This window comes from Chryseobacterium sp. FG46 (genome assembly GCF_057809135.1).
Genome location: NZ_JBMDJJ010000003.1, coordinates 286,113 through 299,900, shown reverse-complemented (window position 1 = coordinate 299,900; position 13,788 = coordinate 286,113). Strand labels below are relative to the sequence as shown.

Sequence of the window (13,788 nt, the reverse complement as noted above, 5' to 3'; positions counted from 1 at the left end):
TAAAGATATAGCCAAAGCTTACAAAATCTTTAAAGATGTGTCCACACGATAGTCCTCCGGAGGGGTGTCGAAAATTCAAAGAATTTTTGACGGGGTGGTTTAGCATAAACACATTCTAATAAATACTAATGTCTTTTAGTCAATAAACGTGTTTTTATTTTTAAATTAGCATCAAATTTTTTTTATGAAAATCCATATTTCAGTATTATGTATTCTTTTTTTCATTCTTGGAAAAGCTCAGAAAACGGAACAGAAAGATAGTTTCGTTAAAGACAATTTCACCAAGAAAGAATTTTATATCCCAATGCGTGATGGCGTGAAACTTTTCACAGCGGTGTATATCCCAAAAGATATATCGAACAAGAACAAATATCCGTTTCTGATGCAAAGAACCTGCTACAGCATTGCACCTTACGGAGAAAATGAATATAAAACAAAGGTAGGTCCCAACACTTATCTGATGAAAGACAAGTATATTTTTGTGTATCAGGATGTGCGCGGAAGATATATGAGTGAAGGTACTTTTACCAATATGACTCCGCAGGTGGAGCGCAAAACCAAAAAAGATGTTGATGAAAGTACAGATACGTATGATACCATAGAATGGCTTTTGAAAAATATGAAAGATAACAATGGTAAAGTAGGCCAGTTTGGAACATCATATCCCGGATTTTATACCGCTGTAGGAACGTTGTCACAGCACCCGGCTCTGGTAGCTTCTTCACCACAGGCTCCTATTTCTGATTTCTGGAATGACGATTTTCTTCACAACGGAAGATTTATGCTAGGCTATTTCAGAACATTTCCTGTTTTTGGCGTTCAGAAAACACAACCGGAAAAGCAGGCATGGTATATGGATTCTTTCATTAAGCAGACTTCTGAGGATGGATTAAAATTCTTCAGAGATATGGGTACGCTGAAAGACGGATATGAAAAATATTACAAGAATAATTTCTTCATGACAGAAATTATGAATCATACCAACTATGATGAATTCTGGCAGAAAAGAGGTCTTCTTCCTCACCTGAAAAATATCAGCCATGCTGTAATGACTGTCGGCGGATGGTTTGATGCAGAAGATCTTTCCGGTCCTCTGAATATTTATAAAACTATTGAAAAGACAAGCCCTAAAGCCAAAAACACCATCGTTATGGGACCATTCTCTCATGGCGGCTGGTCTCAGGAGCAGGGAAAACACTTCCACAGTGAAACATATTTTGGGGACAGCATTGCAACCTATTATCAGAAAAATATTGAAACAAAATTCTTCAATCATTATCTGAAAGGCAATACCAAAGAAGACGCAGGACTTCCTGAAGCATTGATGTATGACACCGGTGCTAAAGCATGGAAGGAATTTGCTTCTTACCCACCGAAAAATGCTCAGAAAGTGAACTTCTATCTGGCTGATAAAACCTTGAAAAAAACATCAGGACAAGGATATTCTGAATATTACAGTGATCCAAACAATCCTGTTTTAAGTTCTGATCATTTGAAAGATTTCAATGGCTTCACTCCAAAAAATTATATGTCGGAAGACCAGAGATTTGCTGTAGGAAGACCTGATGTATTAACTTTTACTACCGATGTATTGACAGATGACATTACGTTTGCCGGAGAGATCATGGCCAAACTGAATATTGCATCCACCTCCACAGATGCTGACTTTGCCATAAAGTTAATTGATGTTTATCCTGAAGACTTTAAACCTGCTGAAAAGAAAGACGGAGTGATCTATGGAAACTATCACCAGATGGTAAGAAGTGAGATTATGCCTGCCAGATTCAGAAATACAAAAGAAAAAGGAGAAGCTTTGGTTCCTAACCAGAAAACAGCTGTTAATTTCAGACTTCAGGATGTGGTCCATACGTTCAAAAAAGGACACAAAATCCAGATTCAGATCAGCAGTACGTGGTTTCCACTTTTCGCGATCAACCCGCAGAAATTTATGGATAATCCGAATTTTGCCAATAAAGAGGATTACACCAAGGCATTTATCAAAGTATATGATGACAGCTCTATTGAAGCTGAAATTTTAAAATAAATTGAAAAAGCTGTTCGAACGAACAGCTTTTTATTTTTGAATATTTACAGTTTATTTTTTAGGTTTTGGCTAAAGCCAGATGAATATTGATTTATTTGATAAGTGGGCTAAAGCCCACTTCTATTGATGGAGATGATCAGGTTAAAAAAGAAAGTTCATCTCCCACTGATCACACAGATTTTCACGGATGGCTGGAATAAAGACTGTATGAATGGCCTACTACTCTAGATTTCTTTATTCCTCAATGGTTCTGAAGGTCAGGTTGACTCTTGGTGTTTTCACTTTTGTGGTAGGAGGAAGCCTGTGCAGCCAGTTGTCCTGAGTAGTTCCTTTCATAATTAATAAGCTTCCGTTTTCCAGAAATACTTCCGCCTTTTCTTTGGTTGTTTTATGTTTGAATAAAAACTTTCTTTCCGCTCCAAAGGTCAGAGAGGCAATTGCTCCATGCTTTTTCAGATCTGTTTCACCATCGCTGTGATAAGCCATGCCTTCGCTTCCGTCGTGGTATAAATTAAGCAGACAGGAATTGTAAGTTTCTCCTGAAACTTCTTCACATTTTTTCTTCAGTTCCAATAGCTCCGGAGTCCAGAATTGGGCATATTTTGTTCTTTTCGAATAGGTATATTCAAAAGCTTTCCCTCCAAACCAGGCTACTTTCCTTTTGGTTAAAATTAATTTTCCAAAAATCAGTGCTTCATCATTTTCCCACGGAATCTGGCTGAGCAGATAATCATAGTAAAAATCTGATTGTTCTTTGGAGAAAACCTTACCGTAATAATGAACAGTTCCATCATGGGGAAGGATATTCAGTGGGTAATCTGATATTTCTTCGAAGAGACTCATCATAGTTTTCTAATTAAATGTTTTTATTATTAACACAAATGGCACCAATGTTTTCACAAATGACACAAATCTTTATATCAATAGGAATGGGCTTTAGCCCATTTAACAAAAATAATCTAATCCATTGGCTTTAGCCAAAACTTAATAAAAGAAGAATCCTTTTGTATCTTTTGTGGTAAAAATACGTTACGAGTACATTTGTGAACCCTCCCAACCAACAATCAGCTGTTTCCTATCACTTCCCCATCTGTAACCTCCCAAATGCCCTGTAGACTGAATCACGCGGTGACATGGAATAAGAAATGCAACCGGATTACTTCCAATAGCGGTTCCAACAGCTCTGGAAGCTTTAGGATTTCCAATTTTTTCTGCCAGGCTACCATATGTAGACAATTTTCCCATTGGAATTTTCAGCAGACTTTCCCATACTTTCAACTGAAAATCGGTTCCTTTTAAATGTAATTTTATGGTGTTGAGTTTTGTCCAGTCTTTATCGAATATGGACAATGCATTCTTTTGAAGAGTATCTAGTTTTTCAATAAAAAAAGCATTGGGGAACTTCTGTTTCAGTTCCCCGAATGCTTTTTCTTTATTATCTTCAAAAGCCATATAGCAGATTCCTTTTTCTGTAGAAGCTACTAATAAATTCCCGAAAGGACTTTCGGAAAAACTGTAATGAATACTAAGACTTTTTCCTCCGTTTTTATATTCTGCCGGAGACATTCCTTCTATTTTCACAAACAGGTCATGCAGCCTGCTGGTACTGGAAAGTCCTGTCTCATAAGCGGTATCAAACAAACTTGCTTTTTCTTCCTTCAATAAATTTTTAGCATGTTCAAGACTGATGAACTGTAAAAATTTTTTCGGACTTGTTCCTGCCCAATCTGTAAAGATCTTCTGAAAATGGGCCGGGCTCAGGTGAATATTCTCTGCCACTTCCTCCAAACTTGGCTGAAGCCTGAAATTACTCCGGATATATTCTATAGCCTTGGCAATTCTGTTATAATCTATCTGACTTTGTGTGGACATTGTATTGTTATTTTACCTCACAAATTTCCAAAGAATATACGGCAGAAAAAATCCGATTCTTGCGGAATTAGTTATTGTTATAAATATCGTAGTAAGCAAGCATTTTGTAATATAACTTCGCAGAAAGGAAAGCCGTTGGCTTAGCCATTGGAGAATCCATTAATTCTACAATATCAAATGCTACTACGTTACATTTTTCAAATACTTTTCTTAATAATTCCAACGTTGGATACCACTGTAGTCCACCTGGTTCAGGAGTTCCTGTAGAAGGAGCAATAGAAGGATCAAAAGCATCTAAATCAATAGTGATATACACATTTCCTGATACTTTCTCCAATACGTCGTTGATCCAGTTCTCGTTGTTTGCGATTTCGTGAGCAAAGAATACTCTTCCTTCCGGTAAATATTCAACTTCCTCAGCATCCATAGAACGGATTCCCACCTGTACTAAGTTATGCTTCTGATTGGCTTCAAAAACCGCACAAGCATGGTTTGAAGTAGAACCATGGAACTCAGGACGTAAATCTGTGTGAGCATCTAACTGAAGAACTGTTAAATTTTCAAATTTCTCTCCTACCGCACGGATAGAACCGATAGAAACAGAATGTTCTCCACCGAAAAGAGTGAATAATTTACCCTCATTGTTCAAAAGTTCTTTTGTTTTCTGATAAACCGCCTCTGTCATTGCTTCAGGAGAAGAATTTTCAGAAACTTCACCAGCTAAGTAAACTCCCTGTAGATAAGGTTCTGTTTGAGTTTCAATATCATAAAGCTCCATGTTTTCAGAAGCGTTTAAGAATAATTCCGGACCTTTATCAGCTCCTTTACCCCATGTTGAAGTTCCATCGTAAGGAACAGTTACCAACATTACTTTCGAATTCTCTAACGTTGCGTTTTCCTCGGGAATTCCTGCGTATGTTCTCATGCTTTATTTAAAAATTTTAATGTTTTAAAATTGAAATATTGACCACAAAGATACAAAGAGTTTGCGAGTTGGAGCGTAAGAGTGTTGGAGAGTTTACGAGCATCAGGCTTTACCACTTGCCGTGTATTTTCTGCTACCTAAAACCTATCATCTGTTACCTCTTCCCTTTCCACTCTCAATTCAAATAGCTATTTTTGTACAAAACTCATAATATGCCTTTAAAAGCTGTTCTTTTCGATATGGATGGTGTGATTGTAGATACAGAACCATTACATAGAAAAGCTTATTTCAAAACGTTTGATGAACTGGAAATTGCTGTTTCCGAAGAGCTTTACACCTCTTTTACCGGAGCATCTACTAAAAGAGTTTCTGAAACTCTGATTAAGGAATTTAATCTAAATCAGACTTACGAATCCATTGCAGGAATCAAAAGGTCTCATTTCAAAGATTATTTTTATAATGATGACGAATTTGATTTAATTCCGGGAGTAAGAAAACTGATCGAGCATTATCACGAAAATGGACTCAAGCTGATTCTGGCTTCTTCTGCAACGATGGTAACCATCAATATGGTTTTTGAAAAATTCGGACTGGAGCAATATTTCAGTGGAAAGATTAGCGGCGCCGATTTAAAAGAATCAAAACCTCATCCTGAAGTTTTCTTACTGGCGGCAGAAATGGCCGGAGAACCTGTTGAAAACTGTATGGTGATTGAGGATTCCACGAACGGAATTCTGGCAGCCCACAGAGCAAAAATTTTCTGCGCTGCATACAGAAGTCCACATTCTAAAAATCAGGATTATACATTGGCAGATACGGTAGTTTCAGATTATGAAGATCTCGAACTTGATAAAATTTCAAAATATTTTTAAAATATAAAAGCTCTCAGAAAAATCTGAGAGCTTTTGTTTTCTATAAGTTTTGGCTGAAGCCAATTGACTTTTCTATTGATTGTAAATGGGCTAAAGCCCATTTCTACTGATCATAAAATTATTAATAACCAAGAAGTTTCAATACATCTTCCGGTTCCTGCTTTTCACGGAAAATCTCATATTTCAGTTCACCGTTTTCATCTTTCTGAATCAGGACGTGTCTCGGCTGAGGCATCAGACAGTGATGTACTCCACCGTACCCTCCGATGGTTTCCTGATAAGCCCCGGTGTGGAAAAATCCGATATACAAAGGTTTTGTATCACTGAAAACAGGTAAATAAATGGCATTGGTATGCTGTTCGGAGTTATAATAATCATCCGAATCACAAGTCAGGCCTCCTAAGAATACTCTTTCATACGTATCTTCCCAACGGTTAAGCGGAAGCATGATAAAGTGTCTTGAAATAGCCCATGTATCAGGAAGAGTGGTCATGAAAGAAGAATCAATCATATTCCACTTTTCTCTGTCATTCTGACGTTTCTGAGAAATGATTTTATAAAGATTCGCCCCGCTTTCCCCTACGGTAAAGCTTCCGAACTCAGTATAGATATTAGGTTCTTCCACTCCTTCCTCTTCACAGAATTTCTTGATCTGAGAAACGATTTCTTCCACCATATACTGATAGTCATAATCAAAGTTCAGAGAAGTTTTGATTGGGAAACCACCACCGATGTTCAGTGAATCCACTTCAGGAGCGATTTTCTTCAAACGTGCATATACACGCAGACATTTATACAATTCGTTCCAGTAGTATGAAGTATCCTTAATCCCTGTATTGATGAAGAAGTGAAGCATTTTCAATCTTGCATTCGGGTGTTCTGCGATCTTCTGACTATAATAAGGGATAATATCTTTATACCCGATTCCTAATCTTGAGGTATAGAATTCAAACTTCGGCTCTTCCTCTGATGCGATTCTGATTCCGATATTAAAGGTAGAATCGATGCTTTCCGTAAGTTTATCCAATTCTCTGTAATTATCAAGAATCGGAGTAATATTTTCAAAACCGCTGTTGATCATATCTGAGATCTTTGCCAGATAATCATCAGTTTTGAAACCATTACAGATGACTTCAATATTTTTATCTACTTTCTCTTTTTCATAAAGAGACTTTACAATATCCATATCATAAGCAGAAGAAGTTTCTATTGAAATCTCATTTTTCAATGCTTCTTCCAATACAAAATTAAAATGACTGGATTTTGTGCAGTAGCAGTAGGTATAATTCTTTCTATATTCGGTTTTTTCAAAAGCTTCTTTAAACCAGCTTTTCGCTTTCTGAATATTTTGAGAAATTCTCGGCAGATAGCTAATCTTTAGCGGAGTGCCAAATTGTTCAACTACGTCCATCAGTGGAACGTCGTGAAACAACAAATTGTTCTCAGATACATTAAATTCCTCTGTAGGGAAGTACAATGTCTGATCAATAAGTTCCGAGTACTTTATTTTCATTTCTAAACAAGTGAATTAAGAAATGCAAAATTGCTAAAAAACTTTCATTTTTAGGTGTTAAAATTATTATAATTTTAATTTAGGACCCAATATTAAATCTTACAAAAATTTATCTCTGATAATCAATAGGTAAACTTTTGAATATACCCGCTTCTTTTGGCGTCTGAAATCCCTAATACCTCATCAATATAAGCATCTGTGGAACCATACTTTTTGTTGATCTCCTCAAATGCAGCATCAAGGTATCTTTTTTCTACCCAGCTCAGTTTTTCCAGCACCTTCAGATCCATCTTTGGATAAAGGAAATGCAGGTTATTGGCCAGACGAAGTCTCTTCAGGATAAGATCTTTCCTGTAGTTATTAGATAAAAGATATTCGTTGTAAATAGTTTCTTTATCAAACTTCAGAATCGTAAGAATTAATGCTGTCGTAATTCCTGTTCTGTCTTTTCCTGCTGTGCAGTGGTAAAGGATAGGATCTTCAGATTCCAGAATCTCCGTAATAATCCTTTTAATCGTTTCCGGATTTTCAGTAACGTACTCACGGTAGAAATCAATCATCCTTTTGTCTGCATCAGATGCATTCACTTTGCCTTTAAGGACCAGTTTTTTGGCCTGAGCCAGCTGGTCTCCTTCATCTTCAAATGCCGAGAAATTACTGTAAACACTTTCTGACGGCAGCTGATCCGGCTTCTGAGCAATTTCCCTGGAATTTCTAAGATCAATAATTTCTTTGATTCCCAGCTTTTCAAAAGCGTCAAAAGATTTCTTTTTAAGTTTATTTAGATGAGCACTCCGGTACAGTTTTCCTTCTTTCAATGTCCTGCCGTCTATATTTTTGATGTTTCCTACCGTCCGGAAATTGGCTACTTTCTTGATATGAATTACTTTTTCAGTTTCATTTTTTCCATATTCAGGTGTTTCAAAATGCTGTGTTTTGCATGAGAAAATACAGCACAATGAAATGATGAAAACTGATATTTTGATTAGTTTATTCAATGGTTTTTAATAAGTCTTGGCTAAAGCCGATTGATGTTATTTTTTTGTTTAAAGTGGGTTGCCTTCGACACGCTCAGGATGACAATCCGCTTTTATTGATAATAATCGCTTTAATAAATTGCCGGATATTCTATCTCCTTCATTCCTACAAAAAACAAAACATCCCCTGATTCATATTCCACGGAAACTTCATCTTCAACGGCAAAATTTCGGGTTCCTATTCTTGAAGTGATGCTTAGACTTTCATTGGTCAGCGGCCAATTGAGACCTTTTGTTGTTATATTATTCACTGATGGAAATGGATAAAGAGAAATCATTCTATTTTTCACTCCTTTCAGTGTAAAATGATTGGGAATAAAATAATACTTTGAAAACTCGTCATAAAACTTTATTTTCAGCTGGTCTTTGAATGTATATGCAACAGTAAGATTTCCCAGAAAATGATCCTGTTCACCTCCACTTCCTCCAAAAACATCAACCTCTGAAAAGCCTTTTTCCAGAATGATTTCCAACGCTTTATGAAAATCTGTTTTTTCCTGATCCAGTGTAAGGATGAATTTCTCCTGATACATATCTTCATCTGATCCGGAATGCGAATCAAAATCACCCGATATAAAATCCAGCTTATCCAAAGGAAATCCCATTCTTTTCAAATAATGGAAAGCACCGTCTGTACAGGCAATTAAACCATAATTTTCCGGATCGGGTAATAATTTTGGAGCATCTCCGTTGATGAAAAGTAATGCTTTATCTCTCATTCGGATTCCAGTATTCTTCCGGTTCGTTGTTCAGTTTTGAAATATATCTGGCCAACACAAAAAGATAATCTGAAAGCCTGTTTAAATATTTAATCAGTTCGGGACGTACTTCCTCTGATTCATTCAGAAAAACCAATGAACGTTCTGCTCTTCTGCAGATGGTTCTTGCTGCATGTAGAAAAGTTGCAGATTTTCCACCACCTGGCAGGATAAAATACTGAAGCGGTTCCAGTTTTTCGTCAAAAGCATCCATCCACTCTTCCAGTTCTTCAATTTCTGTTTCTGAAATAATGATCGGAAGACGGGATTTCCCATTGGCAAGCATTAGCTTATCCACTGGTGTTGCTGCCTCTGAACCTACAGTGAACAGATCAAACTGTATTTTCTTCAGCTGTCTCAGCACTTCTTCATCTTCAATATGGCTTTTTGCAATCCCGATAAAGGAATTCAGCTCATCTATATTTCCATAACTGTCTACTCTGGCACTTGCTTTGGAAACTCTTGTTCCGCCGTATAACGCAGTCTGACCTTTATCTCCTGTTTTTGTATAAATTTTCATAGGACTAAAATACTTTTTTTTATACAATGTAAAAAGTAAAATGTAGTAATAGCTTCCTATTTGATCTGAAAAAATAAAACTGACATTAGAAATTAATGTCAGTTAATGTTTGCCCAGATGGGTTTTTATATTTTTGGAATACCTGCTCTTTAGTAAGCATCACGAAGCAATGCTCATTTCTTTATTTTAAGATTAAAAAGTATAATTAACATTGAGCTGAAAAGTTGTTCCGTTAAATCCAAACTGGTTTACTTCCCATGGATATTTGAACCTTCCTCCAAGATCTGTTACTACATCTCCTTTGCTGTCTATTACATCCGGATAAATATTAAATAAATTATTTACCACTCCGGAAACTTTAAAGTCATTTGTTATTTTATAGGTTAAAACAATATCTGTAACTACCTTACCGGAAAACGTCTGATCTTTGGCAGGATCAGTGGCGTGCTGCCAGGTAACAGAACCAAAATACGTATTATTTAAGTTAAAATTAAACTTTGTAATATCATAAGAAAGGCTCAGAATCGTTTTTGTTTTTGGTCTTGCAGAGATAATCCTGGATTGTTCCTTTCTGTCAAAGAAATTTTCTGAATAACCATTTTGAGCTAAAATAGGCGGAACGGCAATATTATCTACTATTTTAGTTTCGTTATAATTGAAAGCTGCAATAACACCTAATCTTCCTTTCCCAATAGCAGAAGTATAATAATTAGCAACGAAATCCACTCCCTGAGTAACTGTATTGACAGCATTGGTGAAAAACTTCAGGGATGTTATTTTGTTATTGTTTAATATGACTTCCACAGGGTTTGTCAGATCCGGACTTCCCGGAGCACCCGTTTTGTAACCAATATCTCCTGAGAAAAGCACCCGGTCTTTGATTCTTATTCTATAATAATCTGCTGTAATAGTAAGGTTTTTAAAAGGTTTTACAGCCAACCCTCCGGTAATGTTAAAGGCTTTTTCAGCATTTAATTTAGGTACCCCAAGATCAGATCTTACAATTTGAGAGTCATTATTAAATGTCCCCTGATTAGCTACTGTATTTCCTGTAATTTTGGTCTGAACATTGGAATAATAAATCTGGTGTAATGAAGGTGCGCGGAATCCTGTAGAAACAGATCCACGGAAAACTAATTTATCATCCAGCAGCTTATACCTTGCATTTCCTTTCCAGGAAACATTATTTCCAAAATCACTGAAGTTTTCATATCTCACAGTTCCTCCAAGCAGAAGGTCTTTCGTAACATCCCATTCAGTATTTATATAAGCTCCCATATTCTGACGGTTTTTATTGACTTCATTTTGAGGCTGCAGTCCGGGAAATGATTCTGCACCACTTCCTATATAAGATGATTCTTCTCCTGCTTTTGCCTGATAATTTTCATTGCGTACTTCAGCTCCGGCACCTAAAACAATTGCACCAAAATCCCGGCTGATATCTATATTTCCTATAATATTACTGAACTGATGGCCACCTGCCTTAAAACGGGTTGGTGAATTTGCACCCAAAGACGTATTAATAGTATTTCCTACCATATAATCTACTGCATTAGAGCCAAAGGTGGCACTCCCGTCAAAATTCCATTTTCCAAACATGCCTTTCCATCCGGAAGTTAAATTATAATCATAAACATCTGTTTTAAATTCCGGCTGAAATCCGTTGTAAGGCTGTCCTTTTGGAGTTAATAAACCAAAATCTGAAGCTACCCAGTAGGGTGTTCTATATAAAGCAAAACTAGTCCCGTTTCTGTAAGTTGTACCCCCAAAAGCATAAAATTTACCTGTTTCACCTGTTGGCAATTCAAAATTAACAAACATATTGGCCACTTTTGTTTCCGGCTGCCCAATAATCATTCCTAAACCAGGATTAGCCTGAGTCCAGGCATTATCCACTCCAAAAAGTTCATCTTTTGTAACAGAACCTGCTCGGTTCGTTTTATTTTGAGAGGAAAATCCGAATGTAAGATTCAGACTTCCGGTTTTTGCTACTTTGATTCCCGTATTAAAATCTGCTCCGATATTAAAACCATCTCCTTTTGAAGTAATACCTGAAAAAAGATTGACCGTACTTTTTCCAACACTGTTCTTAAGAATAATATTAATAACTCCTGCAATAGCGTCAGATCCGTACTGTGCAGATGCTCCATCCCTCAATACCTCTACGTTTTGTAAGGCTGCTGAAGGAATACTTTTCAGATCTGTACCCACTTCACCTTTTCCCGGAGTATCATTTACATAAATTAAAGCACTTTGATTTTTTCTTTTACCATTCACCAAAACCAATGTTCTGGAAGGCCCTAATCCTCTTAAATCTGCAGGATCAAAATGAGCCGTTGCATCAGAAACAGTTTGTTGGGATGAATTGAAAGATGGAACGGCATAGGTTAAAGCTTTATCAAAAGTTGCCTGCCCAGTGGATTTTAATTGTACGGCAGAAATATTATCAATAGGAATTGCTGAGGTAATGATGGTTCTTGGCTTGGTTCTACCCGTGGTAACCACAACCTCATCTATTTTATTTTGTTTTATGCTGTCCTGAGCATATCCCATTGCACCAGCTCCACTTAATACTAATGCATAGATTTTTCCATTAAATAAATTCTTTCTCATGTCAATTGTTAATTATTCAATAAATCTAATAAAAAAATTAATATTAAACACAAAAATTAAAAATATAATAAAAATACTATTTCATATTTACGAAAATCATACCATTTCGCAAAAACAAGAATTAATCTACAAAACATAAAGCAATTTACTAATAGTATGAAAAAAAATAAATCAATAACACCACATTTGTATAAAAAAAATTAATTAGTTAACATCAGAAATAAACATGATTTCATTCTTACTGGCAAGTGGTTTTCAGTAAATTGGGATTGCTTCGCTTATGACTCGCAGTGAATGGCCACAAAAATGGCCGGGAGAAACCGGCCATATCCAAATTATTTATTTACCTCTACGTATTGTATGATGGTCTGATTTTTTGGGTTGTAGATAATGGTACTACTGTTAGGAAATCTTTTCAGTTTATAATACTGAATATTTTTGTCGGATTTAAGCTCCTCGAAAACCCTGGTATCAAAAGTATTGTCAGGAAGAAATTTTGATATAAAGCTTATTTTATCAATTATATTCTGGCCATCAATCTTTCTGGCAGTTTTATCAGATTTATTTTCATCCGATGTTGGCTGACCTTCCAAAAATGGCAGTAATACTGCAATATCAGCTTTATATTTAAAAATATATCCTTGAGGTCTTCCGGGAATTCTAATTTTCTTCCCTTTTTCCTCCGAAACAATGGAAGTTCCAGTACCAGGGAAAACGGTATTGAACTTAACATCTTCGGAATTGGTTATAGAATTAATAGATTCATTGACGGTTTTCTTTACTGTTTCCTCAACAACCTGTTGTGTTTTTTGCTGTACAGTTTCGGTTGTTTTCTGAACAGTCTGGTCAATTTTTTCCTCTATTTTATTGCATGATACTAATAAAAAACTGGTAATAACAGGCAAAATATACTTCTTCATAATTCTAATAATAGCGATTTTTTTATTAATATCCTTTTCTTCTAACGCAAAAGTAGGGATCAATATTTTAAGAAAGAAAAAAATATTTTTTTAATATGAAAAATCCTGCTGACAAACTGTTGTCATTCTCCTCTCTTACCTTTGTAACAACAACAAACAAAACAAATACATTATGACAACTACAGCAACAGCCACTAAACAATTCATGACTTCTGAACAGCTATTAAACGACTGGCAGGGACACAGGAATCTTACACGAAGAGTCATTGAATCTTTTCCTGAGAAAGAGTTATTCGAATTTTCTGTAGGCGGAATGAGACCTTTCGCAAAACTGGCAGTAGAACTGATCAGCATTGGCGGTCCTGCTTTAAAAGGAATTGTGGAAGGAAATATGGAAGCTTACAGTGAAGAAGCTTTTAATCCGAAAACTAAGGAAGAAATTTTGAAAAAATGGGATGAAGAAACGGAAGTGATCAATCATTATTTCAATCAGATTTCTGAAGAGCGTTTCCAGGAGACCTTCAATTTATTCGGACAATATGAATTTCCGGTGTATCAGAACATTCTTTATTTTGTAGACAACGAAGTTCACCACCGTGGACAAGGTTATGTTTATCTGCGAGCGTTAGGAATTGAACCTCCTTTCTTTTGGGAGAGATTCTAATAAAAGGAAAGGGTAAAATTGCAGAAAGGGTAAACAAAACGGATATCTTT

The 13,788-nt window shown here is 36.1% G+C and carries 12 protein-coding genes; 3 read left to right on the top strand and 9 right to left on the bottom strand.

Translation table 11 applies throughout. From position 1 onward, the window contains the following. Positions 1 to 184: 184 nt before the first annotated feature. Positions 185 to 2,044: a CocE/NonD family hydrolase gene (locus ACODR7_RS04290; protein ID WP_488837533.1), complete on the top strand. Its 1,860-nt coding sequence runs from the start codon at positions 185 to 187 to the stop codon at positions 2,042 to 2,044. 234 nt (positions 2,045 to 2,278) lie between these two features. Here ACODR7_RS04290 and ACODR7_RS04285 read toward each other — a convergent pair whose 3' ends face one another. The 3 genes from ACODR7_RS04285 to speB form a co-directional block, all read right to left on the bottom strand. Further along, the gene (locus tag ACODR7_RS04285; RefSeq protein ID WP_488837551.1) at positions 2,279 to 2,887 is read right to left on the bottom strand and encodes an alpha-ketoglutarate-dependent dioxygenase AlkB family protein; all 609 of its coding nucleotides are present in this window, start codon (positions 2,885 to 2,887) and stop codon (positions 2,279 to 2,281) included. Between the two features lie 186 nt (positions 2,888 to 3,073). Beyond that, a complete protein-coding gene (locus ACODR7_RS04280) occupies positions 3,074 to 3,916 on the bottom strand; it encodes a bifunctional helix-turn-helix domain-containing protein/methylated-DNA--[protein]-cysteine S-methyltransferase (RefSeq protein WP_276966787.1) in 843 nt (280 codons plus the stop codon). Between the two features lie 67 nt (positions 3,917 to 3,983). After that, positions 3,984 to 4,841, bottom strand: coding sequence for an agmatinase (speB, locus tag ACODR7_RS04275; protein WP_488837531.1), 858 nt, complete (start codon positions 4,839 to 4,841; stop codon positions 3,984 to 3,986). 212 nt (positions 4,842 to 5,053) lie between these two features. Here speB and ACODR7_RS04270 point away from each other — a divergent pair, with 212 nt between their 5' ends. Beyond that, positions 5,054 to 5,713, top strand: coding sequence for an HAD family hydrolase (locus ACODR7_RS04270; RefSeq protein WP_488837529.1), 660 nt, complete (start codon positions 5,054 to 5,056; stop codon positions 5,711 to 5,713). Positions 5,714 to 5,834: 121 nt separating this feature from the next. Here the strand turns inward: ACODR7_RS04270 and ACODR7_RS04265 are convergent, their stop codons facing one another. The 6 genes from ACODR7_RS04265 to ACODR7_RS04240 all read right to left on the bottom strand — a co-directional run bounded on the left by ACODR7_RS04265 (position 5,835) and on the right by ACODR7_RS04240 (position 13,074). Beyond that, positions 5,835 to 7,226 (bottom strand): type III PLP-dependent enzyme domain-containing protein, encoded by a 1,392-nt coding sequence (locus tag ACODR7_RS04265; RefSeq protein WP_488837528.1) that lies wholly within the window; start codon positions 7,224 to 7,226, stop codon positions 5,835 to 5,837. Positions 7,227 to 7,348: 122 nt separating this feature from the next. Continuing rightward, a complete protein-coding gene (locus tag ACODR7_RS04260) occupies positions 7,349 to 8,224 on the bottom strand; it encodes a tyrosine-protein phosphatase (RefSeq protein WP_488837526.1) in 876 nt (291 codons plus the stop codon). 110 nt (positions 8,225 to 8,334) lie between these two features. Further along, positions 8,335 to 8,982 carry a thiamine diphosphokinase gene (locus ACODR7_RS04255; RefSeq protein ID WP_488837524.1) on the bottom strand — a complete coding sequence of 216 codons (648 nt, stop codon included), beginning with the start codon at positions 8,980 to 8,982 and terminating at the stop codon, positions 8,335 to 8,337. Further along, positions 8,972 to 9,541 (bottom strand): cob(I)yrinic acid a,c-diamide adenosyltransferase, encoded by a 570-nt coding sequence (locus ACODR7_RS04250; RefSeq protein WP_488837523.1) that lies wholly within the window; start codon positions 9,539 to 9,541, stop codon positions 8,972 to 8,974. Before ACODR7_RS04250 ends, ACODR7_RS04255 begins: the two co-directional genes overlap by 11 nt. Positions 9,542 to 9,733: 192 nt before the next feature. Beyond that, a complete protein-coding gene (locus tag ACODR7_RS04245) occupies positions 9,734 to 12,154 on the bottom strand; it encodes a TonB-dependent receptor plug domain-containing protein (RefSeq protein ID WP_488837521.1) in 2,421 nt (806 codons plus the stop codon). A gap of 335 nt (positions 12,155 to 12,489) precedes the next feature. After that, complete coding sequence (locus tag ACODR7_RS04240; protein ID WP_488837519.1) at positions 12,490 to 13,074, bottom strand: hypothetical protein; 585 nt, start codon at positions 13,072 to 13,074, stop codon at positions 12,490 to 12,492. 172 nt (positions 13,075 to 13,246) lie between these two features. Here ACODR7_RS04240 and ACODR7_RS04235 point away from each other — a divergent pair, with 172 nt between their 5' ends. Continuing rightward, a complete protein-coding gene (locus ACODR7_RS04235) occupies positions 13,247 to 13,738 on the top strand; it encodes a DinB family protein (RefSeq protein ID WP_488837517.1) in 492 nt (163 codons plus the stop codon). The last annotated feature ends 50 nt before the right edge of the window (positions 13,739 to 13,788 follow it).

What these genes read in the sequence shown, in the direction of transcription:
- ACODR7_RS04290 (WP_488837533.1), top strand. Translation starts at nt 185, where the DNA reads ATGAAAATCCATATTTCAGTATTATGTATTCTTTTTTTCATTCTTGGA.
- ACODR7_RS04285 (WP_488837551.1), bottom strand. Translation starts at nt 2,887, where the DNA reads ATGAGTCTCTTCGAAGAAATATCAGATTACCCACTGAATATCCTTCCC.
- ACODR7_RS04270 (WP_488837529.1), top strand. Translation starts at nt 5,054, where the DNA reads ATGCCTTTAAAAGCTGTTCTTTTCGATATGGATGGTGTGATTGTAGAT.
- ACODR7_RS04280 (WP_276966787.1), bottom strand. Translation starts at nt 3,916, where the DNA reads ATGTCCACACAAAGTCAGATAGATTATAACAGAATTGCCAAGGCTATA.
- ACODR7_RS04250 (WP_488837523.1), bottom strand. Translation starts at nt 9,541, where the DNA reads ATGAAAATTTATACAAAAACAGGAGATAAAGGTCAGACTGCGTTATAC.
- ACODR7_RS04265 (WP_488837528.1), bottom strand. Translation starts at nt 7,226, where the DNA reads ATGAAAATAAAGTACTCGGAACTTATTGATCAGACATTGTACTTCCCT.
- ACODR7_RS04235 (WP_488837517.1), top strand. Translation starts at nt 13,247, where the DNA reads ATGACAACTACAGCAACAGCCACTAAACAATTCATGACTTCTGAACAG.
- ACODR7_RS04245 (WP_488837521.1), bottom strand. Translation starts at nt 12,154, where the DNA reads ATGAGAAAGAATTTATTTAATGGAAAAATCTATGCATTAGTATTAAGT.
- ACODR7_RS04255 (WP_488837524.1), bottom strand. Translation starts at nt 8,982, where the DNA reads ATGAGAGATAAAGCATTACTTTTCATCAACGGAGATGCTCCAAAATTA.
- speB (WP_488837531.1), bottom strand. Translation starts at nt 4,841, where the DNA reads ATGAGAACATACGCAGGAATTCCCGAGGAAAACGCAACGTTAGAGAAT.
- ACODR7_RS04240 (WP_488837519.1), bottom strand. Translation starts at nt 13,074, where the DNA reads ATGAAGAAGTATATTTTGCCTGTTATTACCAGTTTTTTATTAGTATCA.